The organism is Rahnella variigena, assembly GCF_003610915.1.
GTDB classification, from domain to species: Bacteria; Pseudomonadota; Gammaproteobacteria; order Enterobacterales; family Enterobacteriaceae; genus Rahnella; species Rahnella variigena.
In genome coordinates this window covers 1,584,054-1,605,141 of the sequence record NZ_NSDJ01000001.1, presented here as the reverse complement: position 1 = coordinate 1,605,141, position 21,088 = coordinate 1,584,054, and the positions used below count along the sequence as shown (strand labels likewise).

Below are 21,088 nucleotides of genomic sequence, written 5' to 3'. Positions count from 1 at the left end.
AATTTGCGTTATGAATAACAATTAAAAAGGGCACGATTTTCATCGCACCCTTTTTTGTAATTAATCCAATATCCTAAATCATTCAGGTTGATTTAAGGCAGCCAACGCCGAGCCAGCTTGAAGGATGACGGATATTTAGTTGCCTGAGCCAAACATATCCTTGATCCAGCCCGCAACGCCGTTGCTGTCTTTCTTCTCATCCTGAGATTGTGGCTGTTGTTGTTGCCCGGATTGCTGTTGTTGTTGCTGCTGCATTTGTTGCTGTTGTTGCTGCTGCTGTTGCTGAACAGCGGTCACAGAAGCCTGGCACATGGCGTCCGGCGAATCCGTCCAGACCGGAATGGAACGCGTTGCGCCACCGCCGCCCAGCATTCCGCCGCTGTTGTTGCCACAGACAAAGTTACCGCTGCCATCAATGTTCATCGTGCTGATGCCTTCCGGCATTTGCAGATCCAGAGGCTGCGGTGTGCCGTTCTCCAGATAGCGTCCGTACAGCACCAGCGCACCGGTTGAACCCCACAGTTTGGACGGGCCGTTGTTATCGCGGCCAACCCAGGTAATCGCGACCTGATTGCCGTCGATGCCCGCAAACCAGCTGTCACGCAGTTCGTTCGAGGTACCGGTTTTTGCTGCCAGATGCAGTTTCGGGAACTTGTTCGCCAGCGCGCGCGAGGTCCCTTCCTGCACAACCTGCTGCATCGCATACAGCGTCAGATACGCCGCCTGGGATGGGATCACGCGAACCGCCTGCGGGAAGCTCTGATAAAGCACCGTGCCGTCTTCCGCAATCACCGAGCGCACCGCGGACAGTGGCGCTTTGTTACCGCCGCTGGCAATGGTCTGATATTCCTGCGCGACTTCCATCGGCGTCAGTGCAATCGCACCAAGCAGCATCGACGGCGTCTGGTTCAGGGATTCTTTCGGGATCCCCAGATTGATAAGCGTTTGGGTGATGTTATCCAGCCCTACCGCCATACCCAGATTTACCGTCGGGACGTTCATGGAACGCGCCAGCGCATCCACCAGCAGAACCTGACCACGGAACTGATGGTCATCGTTTTTCGGTGACCACGTCTGACCATTTGCCAGTTTCAGCGTCAGCGGCTGGTCGGCCAGAATGGTGTTCAGACGGTATTTGTCCGGCTGAGAAAGCGCGGTCAGATAAGTCGCCGGTTTAGCCAGAGAACCGACCTGACGACGCGCCTGCATCGCACGGTTAAAGCCTGCGAACTGCGTTTCCGCGCCGCCGACCATCGCCCGTACTTCGCCGGTATAACGGTCAACAATGACCATCGCGGTTTCGATGTCATTCAGGCCGCTTTTCTTACGCAATAACGGAATGCCTTCTTCGACCGCTTTTTCCGCCGCATCCTGAGAAATAGGATCCAGCGTGGTGAAGATTTTCACCCCTGACATGTCCTGAACTTTATCGCCCAGTTTGGCCTGAAGCTCCTGACGCACCATCTGCATAAACGCAGGCTGAGGCGAAATCACGCCGCCTTTCGGCTGCACGCCAAGCGGACGGGCGCTGAGCATGTCATACAGTTCCTGATCGATAACTTTCTGATCAACCAGTAAACGCAGCACCAGATTACGACGCTGCAACGCCATTTGCGGGTTACGCCACGGGTTATACAGCGACGCACCTTTCACCATGCCGACCAGCAATGCCTGCTGGTCCAGACTCAGTTCATTCACCGGACGACCAAAGTAATACAGGCTCGCCAGCGGGAAACCGCGGATCTGATCGGAACCGCTCTGGCCGAGATACACTTCGTTCAGATACAGCTCAAGAATGCGGTCTTTGCTGTAATCCGCGTCCAGCAGGATCGCCATAATGGCTTCACGTGCTTTACGGCTCAGTGAACGTTCGTTGGTCAGGAACAGGTTTTTTACCAGCTGCTGCGTCAGCGTAGAACCGCCCTGCACCGCATGACCGGCGGTCAGGTTTGCCAGCACCGCACGGCCGATGGAATAGAAGTTGATGCCATCGTGTTCATAGAAATGACGGTCTTCCGTTGCCAGCAAAGTATCGACCAGCAAATCCGGGAAACCGGAACGCGGCACGAACAGACGCTGTTCGCCGTTAGCATTCGACGCCTGCAACATGGTGATCAGACGCGGGTCGAGGCGGAACAGCCCGAAATCACGCTGATTATCCAGATTTTTAATTTCTGCAAGGCTGCTGCCATCAAACATCAGGCGGGCGTTCACCTGCCCTTCTTTACCTTCCGGGAAATCAAACGGACGACGCAGCAAATCGATGTAATTCGCGTGCACCGTAAATTCGCCCGGACGGGTGATACGCGTCACTTCGCGATACTGCGTACCTTCCAGCAATCCGACCATCTCAGCTTTGCTGATCTGCATGTCCGGCTCAAGGTTTACCTGACGACCATAGACCGCCGCAGGCAACTGCCAGACTTTACCGCCATCAATGCGGTCATGGATTTGTTTGTTGAGGTAAAACGCATAAATCCCGAGCAGAATAAGAAAAACGATGAACAGTTTGACTAACAGCCAGAAAATACGGCGCTTCAAACTCTTTTTTCCGCCTTTTTTGGCTTTACGCGGCGGTGCTTTACGGCTCATGCGCGATTCCTGTTCTTCTTCGTACTCATCGTCATCCTCATACTCGTCATCGATTTCTTCTTCATAATCATCGTAGTCGTCATCCCGGCGGCTACGGCGAACGGGACGAGCCCGCGCAGGCTTCCGCCCGGCAGGTTTACCTTTACGGCCAATCGGCTCGCGATCATCGCCAGACATCAGTCAATCTCCCAACGTGCTGCTGTGTTCGTCATAATGATTCTGCTTAGCTGAGTCATTTTCATTTTTGATTTCAAAAAAACACTGTATTTCAAAAAGATACTGTTGATGGCCTGAAGTTCAGGCCGCAAGGCGCTTACTCTGTGCCCCGCTCATGATTTCGCCCAGAAGAAATGTCTGAAAAATCGCCCCTTTCCTGCACAATTTTTAAAAGCTCAGACAGACATCAGGACGCATGTTTTTTCGTCCGGCGCGTAGGCAGCGCCTCCGCCGGATTGTCCGGCCACGGATGTTTCGGATATCGCCCTTTCATTTCTTTTTGCACGTCGCGGTATGATCCCTGCCAGAAAGCGGCCAGATCGGCTGTTATCTGCAACGGACGCTGTGCCGGTGACAATAACTCAAGCACCACCGCAACGCGGCCTTCCGCCAGTTGCGGGCTGCGCTGCTCGCCGAACATTTCCTGCATCCGCACCGAAAGTGCCGGTGGCTGGTCTGCATGATAACGGATTGGCAGACGACTGCCAGTCGGCACGGTGTAATGTGTCGGTAATGCATTGTCAAGACGCTGACGTTGTTGCCAGTCCAGCAACCTTAATAAGGCATCATGCAAATCAACCTGTTGCAGTGATTTTAACGAGCGAACGCCCTGTAAAGAAGGCTGCAACCAGCGTTCCAGACCGTCGAGCAAAGCCTGGTCGTCGGCAGCCGGCCAGCCGGCCTCAGGCAGCCATTTTGCGGCACACAGAAGCCGGAGCCGCAGTTGTTCTGCCGCCACCGACCAGTTCAGCGCCTGCAAACCCTGTGTGCGGATCCAGTCGATCAGTGCCTGTTGCAGTTCTTCGTCATCCGGCTTCGCCAGCGGATTCGCTTTCAGCACCAGCCGGCCAATCTGCCAGCGTCGCCAGGCGCGCAGGGTGCCTTTTTCTTCATCCCATTCCACCGCCGTCTGTTCTTTAACGACATCGGGCAGGCGCGATGGAAGTTGCGTGATATCCAGCGAGACAGCCAGCAGAATGCGGGCATCCGGGCTGTTGTTGCCCTGTAATAACTGCGGGGCGACCAGCCACGGCGCGCGGGTTAACCCGTCATCCTGCGGCAAAGACGCACCCAGTCCGTTCGCCAGCAGATAGCGCCCATCTTCGCCGCGGCGTTGTGCGATACGGTCACTGAAAGCGCGGGCCAGCAGCCACGGAGCAAGGGAAGCATCCGGCTCACCGCTTTTTGCACCGGTGCGCTGCGCCAGCTGTTTCGCCCGCCGCTGCCAGTTGCCCTGCGGGCGGCTGAACCAGTAATCGATATCCGGTAATCCGCCGCGTGGCGGTTCTTCGAGGATGGCGGCCAGTAAGGCTGCCGTTGCCAGTGCGTCCGGACTTTGTGTTGCAGCCGCAATCAGCATCGCCGCCAGCCGTGGCTCACAGCCAAGCTGTGCCATACGTTGTCCGGCGGCGGTAAGTTTTCCCTGCACATCGGTGGCACCGAGCTGCTGTAACAGATTTTTGGCAGCAGATAATGCGGCGACAGGCGGCTTATCCAGCCACTGAAGTTGCGCCGGATCCTGACAGCCCCACTGCAACAACTCCAGCCAGAAACTGCTCAGATCGCTTTGCAGAATTTCCGCTTCGGCCTGCGCACTGGCGCGTTCAGCCTGCTCTTTGCTGAACAGATGCCAGCACAATCCCGGTTCAAGACGTCCGGCACGCCCCGCGCGCTGAGTCATCGACGCCTGACTGATGCGCTGCGTCACCAGCCGCGTCAGGCCGCTGCGCGGATCAAACTGCGCGCTGCGCTCCAGACCGCTGTCCACCACCAGACGGATACCTTCGATGGTCAGACTGGTTTCCGCAATATTGGTCGCCAGCACCACTTTGCGGCGTCCTGCGGAGGAGGGCTGAATGGCTTTTTGCTGTTGTTCCAGCGACAACGCGCCGTACAACGGACAGAGATCGACATCCGCCGCCAGCCTGCCGTTCAGCAGATTTTGCACGCGGGTAATTTCAGAAACACCCGGTAAAAACAGCAGCATCGAGCCGTGATTTTCGCCCATCAGACGGCTGACCACGCGCGCCACGCCTTCGTCCAGCCGTTCGTGCGTGGCAAGGGAAAGATACTGCCGCCCGACCGGGAAACTGCGGCCTGCGGATTCAATCACCGGCGCATCCGGCAATAAAGAAGACAGGCGCAGATTGTCGAGCGTCGCCGACATAATCAGGATTTTTAAATCATCGCGCAGCGCATTCTGCACATCGAGTAATAACGCCAGCGCCAGATCGGCCTGCAAACTGCGCTCATGGAATTCATCGAGGATCACCATCGACACGCCGGTCAGTTCAGGATCCGCCTGCACCATGCGGGTCAGAATACCTTCAGTCACCACTTCAAGGCGCGTTGCGGCACTGGTTTTGCTTTCAGCGCGCATACGATAACCCACGGTCTGCCCCGGCGTTTCACCCAGCTGTTGCGCCAGACGGAAGGCGACGTTTTTTGCCGCCAGACGACGGGGTTCGAGCAGCAGAATTTTGCCCGGCAAATTAGCCTGTTTGAGCAACTGCAACGGCAGCCAGGTCGATTTACCGGCACCGGTCGGGGCAAGCAAAAGCACCTGCGGCGCCTGCTGCAGTGCGGCTAATAGCGGTTCAAGTACGGCGCTGACCGGCAAAGAAGGCAATGAATTCACCATGAGAGTTAACTTTAAACGGCGGGCATTGTAGCATTTAGCCCCACATCCGGCATGTTGCCGTGATTCGTCTTAACAGGAATTTCTATGTCTGCCGAACGCCGCCTGTTCTTCGCCTTATCCCTGCCTGCAAAAATGCAAAAGCAGGTGATTAAGTGGCGTGCGGATAATTTTCCGGCGGAAACCGGCCGCCCCGTCGCAGCCGCTAATCTGCATATTACGCTGGCATTTCTCGGTGAAGTCAGCGCCCTCAAGGAAGCCGCGCTGACCCGCGCCGCCGGACGCATTCAGGGGCAAAAATTCAGCCTGATACTGGATGATATCGGCCACTGGCCGGGTTCCGGCGTGGTATGGATTGGCACCCGGCGCGCGCCCAACGCATTGTTGCAGCTGGCGTCCGTATTGCGATCCCACGCAGCGCGCAACGGCTGTCATCAGAGTACACTGCCGTTCCACCCGCATGTGTCGCTGTACCGCAATGCGACGCGCCCGGTCAATATTCCTCCGGCCACACCTGGCTGGCAACTGGATGCCACCGAATTCAGTTTGTACGAATCGCTGTTTGAACGGGGACGCACCCGTTACCACTGCCTGCAAACCTGGCCGCTGGGCGATATGCAGGAAACCTGATCTCTTTTAGCATTCTCTTTGACCAGAGTATTTCACACGGAAACCCTCATGCATTTCGAGCCTGCGCTTCAATCTGCCACTCTCATTAAACGTTACAAACGGTTTCTCGCCGACGTGATCACGCCCGATGGCACCGAACTGACCCTGCACTGCGCCAACACCGGCGCGATGACCGGTTGCGCGACACCCGGCGACACCGTCTGGTATTCCACGTCCGACAATCTCAAACGCAAATATCCGCACAGTTGGGAACTGACGGAAACACAGCAAAATCACTGGATTTGCGTCAATACGCTGCGGGCCAATCAGCTGGTACGCGAAGCCATTATGGCGCAACGCATACCGGAATTATCCGGTTACAGTAAACTCACATCAGAAGTAAAATATGGCACCGAAAATAGCCGTATAGACTTGATGTTACAGGCAGAAAATCAACCTGACTGCTATATTGAAGTGAAATCTGTCACGTTGCTGCAAGAGGGACGGGGATTCTTTCCCGATGCAGTCACACTGCGCGGTCAGAAGCATTTACGCGAGTTACAGTCGATGGCAGAACAGGGGCAGCGGGCGGTACTTTTCTTCGCTGTTTTACATTCAGGCATTGAAAGCGTGTCCGCAGCACACCATATTGATCCGCGTTATACCGAATTACTGACGTATGTTCAAAACAAGGGTGTTGAGGTGATGTGCTACGGTGCCGAACTTTCTGCGGAGGGTATCCGCCTCACAGAAAGATTACCGCTGGTGACGACATCAGTCAGTCAATAAAAAGAGTTCGGATAACCCTGTAATTACCTGTCGGCGGCATAAAAAACAGGTCGCGAATACGCTTTTCCTCACAGGCTTGTCAAGCACCTGCGAGGAATAATTGCCAACCTCGTTGCCTTCTGTTATTTATAGCGGCCTGATTTTTTCCCCCGTTGGGGATCGAAATGTTCGAAGCCTGCATGTTGCAGTCATATGCGGCATAAAAAGCGGATGAACATAGTGCGTGTTATGTAGGAGAAGCATCATGCAAGAAGGCCAAACCCGTAAGACGTCGTCCTTGAGCATTCTCGCTATCGCTGGGGTGCAGCCGTATCAAGAGAAGCCGGGCGAAGAGTACATGAACGACGCTCAGCTGGCTCACTTCAAAAAGATTCTTGAAGCATGGCGCAATCAGCTCAGGGATGAAGTAGATCGTACCGTTTCACACATGCAGGAAGAGGCAGCTAACTTCCCTGACCCGGCTGACCGGGCAACACAGGAAGAAGAGTTCAGCCTTGAACTGCGTAACCGTGACCGTGAACGTAAGCTGATTAAAAAGATTGAAAAAACACTGAAAAAAGTGGAAGACCAGGATTTCGGATATTGTGATTCCTGTGGCGTTGAGATTGGTATCCGCCGTCTTGAAGCTCGTCCTACCGCTGATTTGTGTATCGACTGTAAGACTCTGGCAGAAATCCGCGAAAAGCAGATGGCTGGCTAAGTTTCGGGTCCCACGCGGTGCGTCATGCACCGCGTTCCCTTTTAACGCCATACCCCATTTTTATGCCGCAAGAACAACACTACACTGGCCGTTTCGCCCCCTCACCTTCCGGTGACCTTCATTTCGGTTCTCTGATTGCCGCGCTTGGCAGCTATTTGCACGCCCGTTCGCAAAACGGCAAATGGTTAGTGCGCATCGACGATATCGACCCGCCGCGTGAAATTCCGGGCTCCGCTGACCGCATTTTAGCCACGCTCGAACGCTACGGACTGGAGTGGGATGGCGAGGTCGTCTGGCAGTCAAAACGTCATGACGCCTATCGTGCCGCGCTGGACTGGCTGTATCAGCAGCAAAAAAGCTATTACTGCACCTGTACCCGCCAGCGTATTTCGCAAACCGGCGGAACCTACGACGGCCATTGCCGTGATTTAAATTTAGGTGCAGAAAATGCCGCCATCCGCCTGCGCCAGACGCTGCCTGTGTACGGTTTTGATGACGATTTTCAGGGGCATTTACAGGCCAGCGCGAAACTCGCTGAAGAAGACTTTATTATCCGCCGCCGTGATGGCCTGTTTGCCTATAATCTGGCGGTGGTGGTAGATGATCATTTTCAGGGTGTAAATCACATCGTGCGCGGCGCGGATCTGATTGAACCGACCGTGCGCCAGATTTCCCTTTACCGGCATTTAGGTTATCCGCAGCCCGGATACCTGCATTTACCGCTGGCGCTCAATGAAAATGGCGATAAGCTTTCCAAGCAGAATCACGCGCCCGCGTTGCCGGAAGGCGATCCGCGTCCGGTTATCATTAACGCATTGAAATTTTTAGGCCAAAGGCTGCCGGAAAACTGGCAGGATTACACTTTGCCTTTATTATTACGCTGGGCGACAGCACAGTGGACGACAGCCGATATCCCGCATCAGGGGCGCTAATGCTGCGCAGATGTGACATCGGCATTCTCAAAGCGGCTACTGTGAGCTATGATTAGCCGCTGTTTTTGCGTCACGCCAATTTTTTCAGTCACTATCGAGGTGTACCATTTTTACCCGAGTAGCCAATTTTTGCCGTAAGGTGCTAGTTCGTGAAGATAAAGTCGTTCGTGAAGAAAAGGCTGTTCATGACGAAGCCGCGCTTCATGGAGAACCTAATCGCGAGGAAAATCCCCGTCGTGATCCGTCTCCTGTGGCCGAAGGCAATGTGAAGGCAAAAAATCCTGAACGTCGTGACAACGAGCAACGCCGTGAAAATCGCGGCCGTCGGGATGACAACGCGAACCGGGGCGACCGCCGCAATAATAACAACCGCCGCTCTTCTTCCCCTTATCAGCCTCGTGGCGAACGCAGCGATTCCCGTGGCGATCGTCATCACGATCAGCGTACTGACCGTAATGAATCGCGTAACGAACCTCGCGCTCCGCGTCCTTCTGTCGAACACGTACAGAAACCGCGTCCGTCATTTGATTACGCCGGTGAAACCCGTGCGATGACCATTATCCCCCGCGATGAGCACAATATTTCTCGTCGTGATATCAGCGAAAACGCCCTGAAAGTCCTTTACCGTCTGAACAAGTCTGGCTTTGAAGCCTTCCTGGTTGGCGGTGGCGTGCGCGATTTGCTGCTGGATAAAAAACCAAAAGACTTCGATATCACCACCAACGCCACGCCGGATCAGGTGCGTAAACTGTTCCGCAACTGCCGTCTGGTCGGTCGTCGTTTCCGTCTGGCTCACGTGATGTTTGGCCCGGAAATCATCGAAGTCGCCACCTTCCGTGGTCACCACGAACAGCACGAAGAAACCGAAGACAAAAACGTGTCCCAGCAGGCGGTCAACGGCATGCTGCTGCGCGATAACATTTTCGGCACCATTGAAGACGACGCACAGCGCCGTGACTTCACCATCAACAGTTTGTATTACGGCGTTGCTGACTTTACCGTTCGCGATTACACCGGCGGTCTGCGCGACCTGGAAAACGGCATCATTCGTCTGATTGGTGATCCGGAAACCCGTTACCGCGAAGATCCGGTCCGTATGCTGCGCGCTGTGCGTTTCGCCGCCAAACTGGACATGAAGATCAGCCCGGAAACCGCCGAGCCGATCCCGCGTCTGGCCACGCTGTTGCAGGAAATTCCGCCAGCGCGTCTGTTCGAAGAATCCCTGAAGCTCTTGCAGGCCGGTTACGGCTACGAGACATATAAAAAGCTTTGTGAATACCAGCTGTTCCAGCCTTTGTTCCCGCTGATTGCCCGCCAGTTTACTGAGCAAGGCGACAGCCCGATGGAACACATTCTGATCCAGGTGCTGAAAAATACCGACCACCGTCTGCATAACGATCAGCGCGTCAATCCGGCGTTCCTGTTTGCGGCAATGCTGTGGTATCCGGTGATTGAGCACGCACAAAAACTGGCGCAGGAAGGCGGTCTGACATATTACGACGCCTTCGCGCTGGCAATGAACGACGTGCTCGACGAGCAGTGCCGTACGCTGGCCATTCCGAAACGTATTACCACGCTGGTGCGTGACATCTGGGCGCTGCAACTGCGTCTGTCACGTCGTCAGGGTAAACGCGCGCACAAGCTGATGGAACATCCTAAGTTCCGTGCGGCTTATGATTTACTGGTGCTGCGTGCTGAAGTCGAACAACACCGCGAACTGCAAAGTCTGGCGCAGTGGTGGGGCGAGTTCCAGGAAGCCACACCGGCTTCACAAAAAAGTATGCTGGGTACGCTCGGTGACGATGCGACACCGGCACGCCGTGCGCGTCCGCGCCGTCCGCGTAAACGGGCGCCGCGTAAGGATGGCGGTCAATGATCCGCGTTTACCTGGCTCTGGGCAGTAATCTTGCCCGTCCCCTTGACCAGGTAAATTGCGCGCTGGAGGCGCTGGCACATTTGCCGCGCACCCGCTTTGTGGCCGCATCACCGTTTTACCGCAGTAAACCGCTGGGGCCACAAGATCAACCTGATTATCTAAATGCGGTGGTGGCACTTGATACGCTGTTACCGCCGGAAGAGTTGCTCGATTGCACGCAAGGGATCGAGCAAAATCAGGGACGCGTTCGCAAAGCCGAACGCTGGGGACCGCGGACGTTAGATCTCGATATGCTGATCTATGGCGATCAGGTGATCAATACCGAGCGTTTAACAGTGCCGCATTACGATATGAAAAACCGCGAGTTTATGCTGTATCCGCTGGCCGATCTGGCGCCGGATCTGGTGTTTCCGGATGGCGAAACGCTGCAAAGCCTGCTCGCACGCGTTCCGCTCAACGGCCTGACTAAATGGTAAGTCGCTCAGCGGCTTACCCGTACGATCAATCCCCCTTCTGCTTTGTTCTCATAGACAACTTTCAGCTGATGTAACTGCGCTATCCTCTGTACGATCGAAATCCCCAGACCGCTGCCGGTTTGTTCCTGTCCCGGTGGCCGGTAAAAACGCTCGCCGAGTCTTGCCAGATGTTCATCGCTGATCCCCGGCCCCTGATCTTCAACCGTCATTCCCCACGGTTTCAGTCGCACCGTCACGCAGGTTCCGGCCGGTGAATAACGGATCGCGTTATCCAGCAGATTGCGCACCATCAGCGAAAGCAGCAGCGACTGGCCCCGCATTTCAGGCGGCGCGCCCTGCTCTTCAAAACGTAATTCGATACCTTTGCCGTGCGCACGATAATCCTGTTCCGCCAGACTTTGAGCGACCAGCGAAGGCCAGTCGATCCGTTCCAGTTCTTCCGGAGCGGAGAAACTTTCCAGCCTTGAGAGCGTCAGTAACTGATCCACCAGCCGCGTGGCGCGATCGATGCTGGTGGTCAGATTTTCCAGCGCATGTTCACGCATTTGGGCGTCATCGCCGGAAAGCTGCACCACTTCCGTTTGCACCCGCAACGCCGCCAGCGGACTGCGCAGCTCGTGGGCGGCATCCGAAGTGAACCGGCGTTCGCGTACCAGCATTTCACCGGTACGGGCAAACAGAGAATTCAGCGCATTCGCCAGCGGCAGCACTTCACCGGGCAAAGAATCCGTGACTATCGGCGTGGAATCTTCCGGCGAACGCTGACGCAATCCTTGTGCCACGCGACGCAGCGGACGCAATTCCAGCGTAACCATCACAATCAGCGCCAGTAACAGTACCGGCAGCGAGCCCAGCCACGGCGTCAGTTGTCCGCTGACCAGACTCCAGGCCATATCATTGCGATAATCATATTCCTGCCCGACGGCCACGCGATATTGTCCGTCCGGCGACGTCAGCCAGACCATCCGCCAGGTATCGCTGTCACCTCTCAGTTCCGCATCGACAAAGCCCTGCGTATCACCATCGAAGCGAATGCGTTTGCCGTTCTCACCATCATTAAGCAGCATTTGCCCGTGAAGGTTAAAAATAGCAAAGGTCAGCGCATCGTCATCGGTATGACCGCGTGATCCTTTGCGCACCATTTTTTTGGTATCCGGCAGTTCGGCGTCTTTTGAGAGATTCAGGCGATCGCCCAGCCCGGTGGCGGCAAGACGTTTGGCGAACAGCATTTGCTGAGTATCGAAAACTTCATTGATGTGTTTGCGGGTCTGATGCCACGCCACGCCGCTGGCAATCATCCAGGTCAGCAGCGCCAGCACCGAGAAAAGCAGGATCAGACGCAGGCGCAGGCTGAGATTTTTCAGTTTCTTCACCCGCTTCACGCCTCCCCTCCTTCACCTGTTTTTATCTCATCGCCCAGCGTATAGCCCACGCCATGGACGGTGCGGATAAAACCTTTGCCGAGTTTGCTGCGCAGATGGTGAATATGCACTTCCACGGCGTTGCTGCTGACCTCATCGTCCCAGTTGTAGAGTTTTTCCTGGATGAGCGTACGCGCCAGCACGCGGCCTTTGTTGTTGAGAAACAGCTCCAGTACCGCGACTTCACGCGGGGTCAGTGTCACCGCTTCTCCGTTAAGCATCACGCTGCGGGCTGCGGGATCAAATTCTATCGCGCCATGAATGACTTTTGGCGTCACTACGCCGTGACGACGGCGGATCAGTGCCTGCAGGCGTGCGGCAACTTCCACCAGTGCAAAAGGCTTACACAGATAATCATCGGCACCGGCCTGCAGGCCACCGACCCGCTGCTCGAGCGCATCACGGGCGGTGAGGATCAGCACCGGCGTATCTCGTCCGGCCTTACGCCATTCGCGCAACAGATCCATTCCGTCCATGCCCGGCAGGCTCAAATCGAGGATCACTGCATCGTAAGGCGCGCTGTCGAGCGCCGCTTTGCCCGTCACGCCGTCGGTAAACCAGTCCAGTGTAAAACCTAATTTTGTCAGCCCGGCTTTGATACCGTCGCCGATCATCTTGTCGTCTTCAACTAATAGAATTCGCATGGTTCCCTCCGTTTTTGCCATTATAGCTGACGCTTCTTAATCACTTCTTAAGAGCGGGATCAACGTCTCTGCGAGTGATCGTGCTGTCTGACTTTCCACTCATACAGTAGAATACCGGCATCATATTCATCCGATGAATTATTCAAAGGAACGTGTTCATGAAACCAACAACGCTGAGCCAGCTTCGCCAATGGAAGCAGGAAAAACATAAATTTGCGACCATTACCGCGTATGACGCCAGTTTCGCGCAACTGTTTGCTGAACAAGGCATCTCTGTGATGCTGATCGGTGACTCGCTGGGCATGGTCGTTCAGGGCCAGGATTCCACGCTGCCGGTGACGGTCGAAGAGATTGCTTACCACACCCGCTGCGTGCGCCGTGGCGCGCCTCACGCGTTATTGCTGGCTGACCTGCCGTTCATGAGTTACGCCACGCCTGAACAGGCGTTTGAAAGCGCTGCCGTGCTGATGCGCGCGGGCGGCAATATGGTCAAACTCGAAGGCGGTAGCTGGCTGTGTGATACGGTCAGAATGCTGACCGAACGCGCCGTGCCGGTGTGTGGCCATCTGGGGCTGACGCCGCAGTCGGTGAACATTTTCGGTGGCTACAAAGTTCAGGGACGCGATGAAGTCGCCGCCAATCAGCTGATCAAAGATGCGATGATGCTCGAAGAAGCCGGTGCGCAGTTGCTGGTGCTGGAATGTGTGCCGGTCGAACTGGCCCGCCGCGTGACCGAAGAACTGAGCATTCCGGTGATCGGCATTGGCGCGGGCAATGTGACTGATGGACAGATTCTGGTAATGCATGACGCATTTGGCATCACCGGCGGCCATACGCCTAAATTCGCCAAAGACTTCCTCAGCGAAGCCGGTGACATTCGTGGCGCAGTGCGTTTGTATGTCGATCAGGTCGCGCAAGGCGTGTATCCGGGCGAAGAACATTCCTTTAAATAAGCGGGAGAAGGCTGGTGTTGATAATTGACAGCGTGGCGCTGCTGCGTCGCGAAATCCGTGATTTTCGTAAGAATAACAAACGCATCGCACTGGTGCCGACGATGGGCAACCTGCACGAAGGCCACATGACGCTGGTGGAAGAAGCCAAAGCGCGTGGCGACGTGGTGGTGGTGAGTATTTTCGTCAACCCGATGCAGTTCGAGCGCGCGGATGATCTTGAACGTTACCCGCGTACCTTGCAGGAAGACTGCGAGAAGCTGAATAAGCGCGGCGTAGATCTGGTATTCGCCCCGTCGCCTGCGGAAGTCTATCCGAAAGGTCTGGCAACCCAGACTCAGGTTGATGTGCCGGTGATTTCCACCATTCTGGAAGGCGCGAGCCGTCCGGGACATTTTCGTGGCGTCTCAACCATCGTCAGCAAACTGTTCAATCTGGTGCAACCGCAGGTCGCCTGTTTCGGGCAAAAGGACTTCCAGCAACTGGCACTGCTGCGCACGATGGTGGAAGATATGGGATACGACATCGAGATTGTCGGCGTGCCGATTGTGCGTGCCAAAGACGGTCTGGCGCTCAGTTCCCGTAACGGTTATCTGACTGCCGATGAACGTAAAATCGCCCCTCAGCTGAATAAGATCATGAACGCGCTGGCACAACGTCTGAGCCAGGGTGAACGTCATACCGACGAAATGTTGCAGGAAACCGCGCAACAGCTTCGCGAAGCGGGTTTCACACCGGATGAACTGTTTATCCGTGATGCAAAAACCTTACAGGAGTTATCCGTCGACAGCACCTCTGCGGTGATCCTGATGGCGGCCTGGCTGGGTAAAGCGCGACTGATTGATAATCAGGAAGTTGATCTGACGCAGTAGACAGCGCAGGTCAAATGGACAACTATGTTGGCCGCCGGAAACTTCGGACTTTTAGACTGTCCGCCCGGCGGATCCCCAGACTTTTTACGCACGAAGGGTCACACGCAATGGTACGTACAATGCTGCAAGGCAAACTGCACCGGGTTCACGTCACTCAGGCAGATTTGCATTACGAAGGCTCCTGCGCCATCGATCAGGATTTTCTTGATGCCTCAGGCATTCTGGAATACGAAGCAATTGATATTTATAACGTTGCCAACGGTCAGCGTTTCTCGACTTACGCCATCGCGGCAGAACGCGGTTCGCGGATTATTTCGGTGAACGGTGCGGCAGCGCGCTGTGCCTGTGTCGGCGACCTGCTGATCATCTGTTCTTACGTGCAGATGTCAGATGAACAGGCCCGCCAGCACAAACCGAAAGTGGCCTATTTCGAAGGTGAAAACCAGCTGAAACGCACCGCCAAAGCCGTGCCGGTTCAGGTGGCCTGATAAAACGCCTTCCCCTGCGAAGGGGGGAGGGAGCTAATGGTGTTTCGCACTCAGCTGCAATACAACCTGAACTGATTTTGGTTTTGCTCCTCCTCCTGCGAAGGGGGAGGTTGGGAGGGGGTTTTAAATACAAAGCAATGAGTTAAAGCACACCTTTAATTTAGTTTTTGACCTTAATACCCCACCCCACCCCAACCCTCCCCTTCGCAGGGGAGGGAGCACAGAAAAATCAACTTCTAAGACCACGCCCGCGCTCGATCAAGTACCACGCCAGCAAATAAAACACCGCAATAAACGCCACCAGCACGCTCATGGTGAACACCAGCGGCACGTCTGAAATCCCCAGGAAACCGTAGCGGAAACCGCTGATCATGTAGACGATCGGGTTCAGCTTGGAAACCGCTTGCCAGATTGGCGGCAACAACGACAGCGAGTAGAACACGCCGCCAAGATAGGTCAGCGGCGTCAGCACGAACGTCGGGATCAGGCTGATATCGTCAAACGTTGTCGCAAACACCGCGTTCAGTAAACCGCCCAGCGAGAACAGGATCGCAGTCAGCAATAAGGTCAGCGCGATGATCCACCAGGAGTGGATCACCAGCGGGACGAAGAACAACGAGATCGCCGTGACCAGGATCCCCACGCAGATCCCGCGCGCCACGCCGCCGCCGACATAACCGGCGATCACCACGTGCGTTGGCACCGGCGCGACCAGCAGTTCTTCAATGTTGCGCTGGAATTTAGCGCTGAAGAACGACGACGCCACGTTGGCGTAGGAGTTAGTGATCACCGCCATCATGATCAGCCCCGGCACGATAAACTGCATATAGGTGAAACCGTGCATGCTGCCGATCTGCGAACCGATCAGGTTACCGAAGATGATGAAATACAAGGTCATGGTGATGACCGGCGGAACCAGTGTTTGGATCCAGATCCGGCCAAAACGGTTGATCTCTTTCATCCAGATACTTTTGAGTGCCACCCAGTACAATTGCGACATTATTTCTTTTCCTCACTGCCGTTCACCAGCGTGACAAACAGCTCTTCCAGACGGTTCGCCTTGTTACGCATACTTAATACCTGCACGCCCTGCTTGCTCAGCTGGCTGAACAGGGAATTCAGTCCCTGCTCGCGCATGACTTCCACTTCCAGCGTTGACGTGTCCGTCAGCTGGCTACGGTAGCCTTCGAGCACCGGCAGCGGGCTTTTCGCGCCTAAATCCAGAATGAACGTTTCGGATTTCAGCTTCGACAACAGCTCTTTCATACTGGTGTTTTCCACCAGCTGGCCGCCCTGAATAATGCCGATATTACGGCACAGCATTTCCGCTTCTTCCAGATAGTGCGTGGTCAGAATGATAGTGGTGCCCTGCGCGTTCAGCTCTTTCAGGAAGCCCCACATGGAGCGGCGCAGTTCGATATCCACGCCCGCCGTGGGCTCATCGAGGATCAGCAGTTTTGGCTCGTGCATCAGCGCACGGGCGATCATCAGACGACGTTTCATCCCGCCGGAGAGCATGCGCGAACGCTCGTTGCGCTTGCCCCATAAATCCAGCTGTGTCAGATATTTTTCCGCACGTTGCAGTGCCAGCGGACGTGGCACGCCGTAATAACCGGCCTGATTGACCACCACCTGCATGACGGTTTCAAACGGGTTGAAGTTGAATTCCTGCGGCACCAGACCTAACTGGCGTTTAGCATTCACAATATCTTTATCAATGTCATAGCCAAACACCTGCACTTTGCCGGCAGTTTTGTTGACCAGTGAACTGATGATACCAATGGTGGTGGATTTACCCGCACCGTTCGGCCCAAGCAGGGCATAAAAATCGCCAGCTTCGACGCGCAGATCGATTCCACGCAAAGCCTGTACACCACCGGCGTAAGTTTTGGTTAACTTTTCCAGTTCCAATGCATAATTCATAAAGGGAGCGTACCTTCTTGTGAAAACCCTGTTGTAGGAATGAGTAAGTGGAGATGCCGAATCTGTTTGAAAAGTCGGGGCATTGCCCTATATTACCCCATCGCAGTGAGCTCGTTACAGGCTATTGACCTCCATGAATGACATAGAAAGACTCATCAGTAACAACGCAGCCTGGTCTAAAACCATGATTGACGAAGATCCTGGTTTCTTTGAACGCCTTTCCCAGTCTCAAAAACCCCGTTTCTTGTGGATTGGCTGTTCCGATAGCCGTGTCCCCGCCGAGCGACTGACTGGCCTGGAGCCGGGCGAACTTTTCGTTCACCGTAACGTCGCCAATTTGGTCATCCACACCGACCTTAACTGCCTGTCCGTTGTGCAATATGCTATCGACGTGCTGGAAGTCGAACACGTGATTATCTGCGGTCACTACGGCTGTGGCGGTGTGCAGGCGGCGGTTGAAAACCCTGAACTGGGTTTGATCAATAACTGGTTGTTGCATATACGGGACATCTGGTACAAACACAGTTCCCTGCTGGGCGAACTGTCGCCAGAAAAACGTCTCGATAAATTGTGCGAACTGAATGTGGTCGAGCAAGTCTACAACCTCGGTCACTCCACGGTGATGCAATCGGCCTGGAAACGCGGCCAGAAAGTCACGCTGCACGGCTGGGTTTACGGCATTCAGGACGGACGACTGCGCAACCTGGAAGTTGACGCCACCAGCCGCGAAACGCTGGAACAGCGCTACCGTCAGGGCGTCTCCGCCTTGCTGAACGGCGACCCGCAATAACAAGCCGCACTACTCTACCGAATTTCAAAAAACAAAAGGCACAAAAATGTGCCTTTTTTATCATTTATTTTTCCTGCACTTACAACGCGATCACTATAAATCAATGCGTTATATGCGGTGTGTCTTTGACGCCGATGCTGGCCTGAGCCGGGCGGATAAATGGCTGCGTCGGTAAAATCAACGATTAACTCCCCGGAATATCGTTATCGCATCCGAAATATAATCAATAGCCCCCTTGGCTGGCTATTACCGTTTCCCCGCCTACTATTATCTGTGAGCATTACTTATGGGGCGGTTCTGCATCCTTTTTGCTCATTATTATTAATGATTAATTTTTCTGGGGAAGGATAAATATTTGAAAACAAAAATGAAGTTATTTCTCTTTAGTGGGATCGCTGGCAGCTATGGGTTATTTAACCCTGTGAATGCTCTGGCAGCCTGTAGTCCCGCAGCGGGGAATGACGTAAGCATAATCTGTGATGGAATAATCAATACGCAGCAATCCTTCACTGATGCAAGTGGTATCACAGCGACGATTATTCCTCGTACGCAAATTGATCTTACTGCACAGGATACGCCTGCCTTTTATTTCAATACCTCATCCAGCAGTCTTCAAAACCAGGGCAATATTACAACAGACGCTATCACCAGTGATGGGGTGGCTTTAGAAACCCTCAATGCGTTCACTTTAATTAACGACGCCTCCGTGGGCACCTCGGGCAGCAATTCCAACGCCGTCCATCTGTCTGGTGTTTTTGATAGCACGATTACCAATAACGGACAGTTAAGTACAACGGGGAACGTCAGTTCAGGTATCCTGTTAGATGCAAACATCGGCAATAACACCTTAAATAACAATGGAGTTATTACCACTACCGGTGCTCAATCCCATGGTATCTGGGTAACAGGAGAGAGCCGGAACATCACAATTAACAATAGCGGAAGCATCACAGCAAGCGGTCCTGGCAGTTCCGGTATCTTCGTTGATACGGCCACAACTACGGCTGACGACGTCGCGGTGGTAAACCGCTCCTCAGGTGTGATCTACTCTGAGACTGACGATGGTATTAACTTTAGCCGTGATTCAACAGGTACCATTGATAACGCCGGGATAATTGAAGCGGCAGATAGCGGCATTGCGTTGCAGGATAACGCGCAAATTTCAAGCATTATCAACGATGGGATTATTGCTGCTGGGCGCGGAGGGATTACCCTTGACGATACCAGCGGAACCAATTTACTGCTTAACCGCGGCGATATTGGTTCAATCGAAGGGGATGCGATCCGTGTCAGCGAGACCAGCACCGTGACTAACGGAATTATTAATGAAGGCATTATTATTGGCAGGGTTGATGCTCCCACAACGAATATGAGCAACAGTGGTCTGTTTGATTTGCTCAATAATAATTCCCCTTCACGAGTCGCCAACTACAGCCAGTCTTCAGATGCCTTCTTAGCTCTGCAGGCTGAGAATGCCACTAATTATGGGCAACTGCAGGTTGGCGGAACGGCCTCGCTGGCGGGTAATACCATTGTGGTCACCAATGGTAGCCTGGACTTTAGCAATGGTGATGTATTGAGTGATGTGGTTACCGCCCCGAGTATTGTGGGCACACCGACATCGGTGATTGATGACTCTCTGCGCTTCCAGTTTGTGCAGGAGCTGACACCCACGAGTTACTCATTACGCATCGTCGATACGGGACTTACCAGCGTAAAAGAAGCGGTCACCACACAAACCGCCTCACCGACGGCTTCACGTATCGGTGGCGCTATCGACCAGATTATAGCCAAAACAACTTCCGCTGGCGAAGGCACTGGTTCGGGTACTATTCCCGGCACAACCCCGGAAACCAGCGGCAACGGTAACGACTCCAGCTATTGTTCTGGCGCGTTAGGGGCGACCGTCTGTGCCATCACGTCCTCATCCAATGCACAACAGGTTTACCGTAACGTGGTGCAGTTGGGGCCGTTGATGAACGGTATGCTGCCCTATGCCGAGTTAAATAATGCGCGTGCCTTTGGCGATATCGTGGACTCACGTCAGGACTCCGTGCGTGAGTTTGGTCAATACGAAGAGTTTAATCCCGAGAAGTACTTATGGATCCGACCGGTAGGTCGCTGGGATAACCAGGAACAACGTGGTGGTCTGGATGGTTATAAATCTGATACTCGCGGTATCGCCATTGGTGCCGATGTGCCGGTATTAGAACAGGTTCGCGTGGGCCTGGCAGTGGGCACCAGCCGCACCGATGTGAAGGATACTTCAGACGATTTCCGCCATGATGCGCAGATTGAAAGCTGGAATACTTTGCTTTATGGCAGCTTTGACTTCACCCCGGCCACATCCCTGACCTGGAAAGCGGGCTACGGCCGCGACACCGTTGACGGTAATCGTTACCTGAACATCATTAACCCGTCCTCATCTGACCTGGCTTTTGGCGGCGTGGCGCGTTCCAGCTATGACAGCCATAACGTGCAGGCAGGCCTGGGTTTACAGAGCATCTTCAATCTGACTGACAACTTAACCCTGACGCCGATAGTGCGTGGCGACTACTACAGTATCAAGGACAAAGGCTACACCGAGAAAAATGCCAGCGATCTGGGTCTGGATGTGGATGGGCAGACCCTTGAAGCGATGATTGTTTCCACCAAAGCCAAGCTGGGCTTGCAGGTGTCTGACATTGTGAATGTGCACGCGACGGCTGGTGTGGGGTATGACACCATCAATGACCGTAGCGCCAACCGAATCGCATTTACCGGCAGCCCTGATACCCCGATCACCTACCAGAGCATGGAGCAGAGCCCGTGGATTGGGATGGCGGGCGTAGGCGTGACCGCCAAGTTCACTGACCAACTGGACGGCACCGTTCAGTATGATTCAGAGCAACGCTCCAGTTTCTTCAGCCAAAGCGTTGCCGTTAAGGTACGTTACGCTTTCTGATAACAATCTGAATTCACTGAATCACCTAAGCCACCCGCATCCGCAGGTGGCTTTTTTCTTGCCTTACTCCAGAGGGCTATGATGGAGTCCACCCCGGAAACGAAGAATATCCTGCGCTAAGCCTTCTTTTATGCAGACAGCCCAGGCGAGGTGGGACCAACTCCAGCCCCGCTTTCCCCCTCAGTGGATTGAAGGAAATTGCGTCCTGCAGGAAGTCCGGAGTATTGA

16 protein-coding genes and 1 pseudogene are annotated in these 21,088 nt (G+C 54.5%); 11 read left to right on the top strand and 6 right to left on the bottom strand.

Annotated features, from left to right (window positions below; genetic code table 11):
* Positions 1-135: 135 nt before the first annotated feature.
* Both mrcB and hrpB read right to left on the bottom strand, forming a co-directional pair.
* Positions 136-2,769: a bifunctional glycosyl transferase/transpeptidase gene (mrcB, locus tag CKQ54_RS07355; RefSeq protein ID WP_120161126.1), complete on the bottom strand. Its 2,634-nt coding sequence runs from the start codon at positions 2,767-2,769 to the stop codon at positions 136-138.
* Between the two features lie 226 nt (positions 2,770-2,995).
* A complete protein-coding gene (gene hrpB / locus CKQ54_RS07350; RefSeq protein ID WP_120161162.1) occupies positions 2,996-5,437 on the bottom strand; it encodes an ATP-dependent helicase HrpB in 2,442 nt (813 codons plus the stop codon).
* Positions 5,438-5,533: 96 nt separating this feature from the next.
* Here hrpB and thpR point away from each other — a divergent pair, with 96 nt between their 5' ends.
* The 6 genes and pseudogenes from thpR to folK all read left to right on the top strand — a co-directional run bounded on the left by thpR (position 5,534) and on the right by folK (position 10,828).
* Positions 5,534-6,076: an RNA 2',3'-cyclic phosphodiesterase gene (gene thpR / locus CKQ54_RS07345; RefSeq protein ID WP_120161127.1), complete on the top strand. Its 543-nt coding sequence runs from the start codon at positions 5,534-5,536 to the stop codon at positions 6,074-6,076.
* A 48-nt stretch (positions 6,077-6,124) separates the two neighbouring features.
* Complete coding sequence (gene sfsA, locus CKQ54_RS07340) at positions 6,125-6,844, top strand: DNA/RNA nuclease SfsA (RefSeq protein ID WP_112287809.1); 720 nt, start codon at positions 6,125-6,127, stop codon at positions 6,842-6,844.
* Between the two features lie 244 nt (positions 6,845-7,088).
* Positions 7,089-7,544 carry an RNA polymerase-binding protein DksA gene (gene dksA, locus CKQ54_RS07330; protein WP_112287808.1) on the top strand — a complete coding sequence of 152 codons (456 nt, stop codon included), beginning with the start codon at positions 7,089-7,091 and terminating at the stop codon, positions 7,542-7,544.
* Between the two features lie 62 nt (positions 7,545-7,606).
* Positions 7,607-8,476 carry a tRNA glutamyl-Q(34) synthetase GluQRS gene (gene gluQRS / locus CKQ54_RS07325; RefSeq protein ID WP_120161129.1) on the top strand — a complete coding sequence of 290 codons (870 nt, stop codon included), beginning with the start codon at positions 7,607-7,609 and terminating at the stop codon, positions 8,474-8,476.
* Between the two features lie 474 nt (positions 8,477-8,950).
* Positions 8,951-10,352, top strand: a pseudogene (gene pcnB / locus CKQ54_RS07320) (polynucleotide adenylyltransferase PcnB); the annotation flags it as partial.
* Positions 10,349-10,828 (top strand): 2-amino-4-hydroxy-6-hydroxymethyldihydropteridine diphosphokinase, encoded by a 480-nt coding sequence (gene folK, locus CKQ54_RS07315; RefSeq protein WP_120161133.1) that lies wholly within the window; start codon positions 10,349-10,351, stop codon positions 10,826-10,828. The pseudogene pcnB and the gene folK, both read left to right, overlap by 4 nt.
* 5 nt (positions 10,829-10,833) lie before the next feature.
* Here the strand turns inward: folK and qseC are convergent, their stop codons facing one another.
* Positions 10,834-12,192 (bottom strand): quorum sensing histidine kinase QseC, encoded by a 1,359-nt coding sequence (gene qseC / locus CKQ54_RS07310; protein ID WP_167459664.1) that lies wholly within the window; start codon positions 12,190-12,192, stop codon positions 10,834-10,836.
* A 14-nt stretch (positions 12,193-12,206) separates the two neighbouring features.
* Entirely contained in the window at positions 12,207-12,893 is a 687-nt protein-coding gene (gene qseB / locus CKQ54_RS07305; RefSeq protein ID WP_120161136.1) for a quorum sensing response regulator transcription factor QseB, read from the bottom strand.
* Positions 12,894-13,051: 158 nt separating this feature from the next.
* Here qseB and panB point away from each other — a divergent pair, with 158 nt between their 5' ends.
* The 3 genes from panB (at position 13,052) to panD (ending at position 15,203) form a co-directional block, all read left to right on the top strand.
* Complete coding sequence (panB, locus tag CKQ54_RS07300) at positions 13,052-13,846, top strand: 3-methyl-2-oxobutanoate hydroxymethyltransferase (RefSeq protein WP_112287803.1); 795 nt, start codon at positions 13,052-13,054, stop codon at positions 13,844-13,846.
* Positions 13,847-13,860: 14 nt separating this feature from the next.
* The gene (panC, locus tag CKQ54_RS07295) at positions 13,861-14,715 is read left to right on the top strand and encodes a pantoate--beta-alanine ligase (protein WP_113876381.1); all 855 of its coding nucleotides are present in this window, start codon (positions 13,861-13,863) and stop codon (positions 14,713-14,715) included.
* A 107-nt stretch (positions 14,716-14,822) separates the two neighbouring features.
* The gene (panD, locus tag CKQ54_RS07290; protein ID WP_112287801.1) at positions 14,823-15,203 is read left to right on the top strand and encodes an aspartate 1-decarboxylase; all 381 of its coding nucleotides are present in this window, start codon (positions 14,823-14,825) and stop codon (positions 15,201-15,203) included.
* 229 nt (positions 15,204-15,432) lie between these two features.
* Here the strand turns inward: panD and CKQ54_RS07285 are convergent, their stop codons facing one another.
* Complete coding sequence (locus CKQ54_RS07285) at positions 15,433-16,203, bottom strand: ABC transporter permease (protein WP_095924696.1); 771 nt, start codon at positions 16,201-16,203, stop codon at positions 15,433-15,435.
* A complete protein-coding gene (locus CKQ54_RS07280; protein WP_112286855.1) occupies positions 16,203-17,126 on the bottom strand; it encodes an ABC transporter ATP-binding protein in 924 nt (307 codons plus the stop codon). The genes CKQ54_RS07285 and CKQ54_RS07280 overlap by 1 nt, the downstream gene beginning before the upstream one ends.
* Before the next feature lie 133 nt (positions 17,127-17,259).
* Here CKQ54_RS07280 and can point away from each other — a divergent pair, with 133 nt between their 5' ends.
* Together can and CKQ54_RS07270 are read left to right on the top strand one after the other, a co-directional pair.
* On the top strand, positions 17,260-17,916 hold the full coding sequence (gene can, locus CKQ54_RS07275; RefSeq protein ID WP_056774718.1) for a carbonate dehydratase: 657 nt from the start codon (positions 17,260-17,262) through the stop codon (positions 17,914-17,916).
* Positions 17,917-18,574: 658 nt separating this feature from the next.
* Positions 18,575-20,860: an autotransporter family protein gene (locus tag CKQ54_RS07270; protein ID WP_167459624.1), complete on the top strand. Its 2,286-nt coding sequence runs from the start codon at positions 18,575-18,577 to the stop codon at positions 20,858-20,860.
* The last annotated feature ends 228 nt before the right edge of the window (positions 20,861-21,088 follow it).

Bases quoted from the DNA above. Each gene is read 5' to 3' on its own strand.
- mrcB (WP_120161126.1), bottom strand. From the start codon at position 2,769: ATGTCTGGCGATGATCGCGAGCCGATTGGCCGTAAAGGTAAACCTGCC.
- thpR (WP_120161127.1), top strand. From the start codon at position 5,534: ATGTCTGCCGAACGCCGCCTGTTCTTCGCCTTATCCCTGCCTGCAAAA.
- sfsA (WP_112287809.1), top strand. From the start codon at position 6,125: ATGCATTTCGAGCCTGCGCTTCAATCTGCCACTCTCATTAAACGTTAC.
- dksA (WP_112287808.1), top strand. From the start codon at position 7,089: ATGCAAGAAGGCCAAACCCGTAAGACGTCGTCCTTGAGCATTCTCGCT.
- gluQRS (WP_120161129.1), top strand. From the start codon at position 7,607: ATGCCGCAAGAACAACACTACACTGGCCGTTTCGCCCCCTCACCTTCC.
- folK (WP_120161133.1), top strand. From the start codon at position 10,349: ATGATCCGCGTTTACCTGGCTCTGGGCAGTAATCTTGCCCGTCCCCTT.
- qseB (WP_120161136.1), bottom strand. From the start codon at position 12,893: ATGCGAATTCTATTAGTTGAAGACGACAAGATGATCGGCGACGGTATC.
- panB (WP_112287803.1), top strand. From the start codon at position 13,052: ATGAAACCAACAACGCTGAGCCAGCTTCGCCAATGGAAGCAGGAAAAA.
- panD (WP_112287801.1), top strand. From the start codon at position 14,823: ATGGTACGTACAATGCTGCAAGGCAAACTGCACCGGGTTCACGTCACT.
- CKQ54_RS07285 (WP_095924696.1), bottom strand. From the start codon at position 16,203: ATGTCGCAATTGTACTGGGTGGCACTCAAAAGTATCTGGATGAAAGAG.
- CKQ54_RS07280 (WP_112286855.1), bottom strand. From the start codon at position 17,126: ATGAATTATGCATTGGAACTGGAAAAGTTAACCAAAACTTACGCCGGT.
- can (WP_056774718.1), top strand. From the start codon at position 17,260: ATGAATGACATAGAAAGACTCATCAGTAACAACGCAGCCTGGTCTAAA.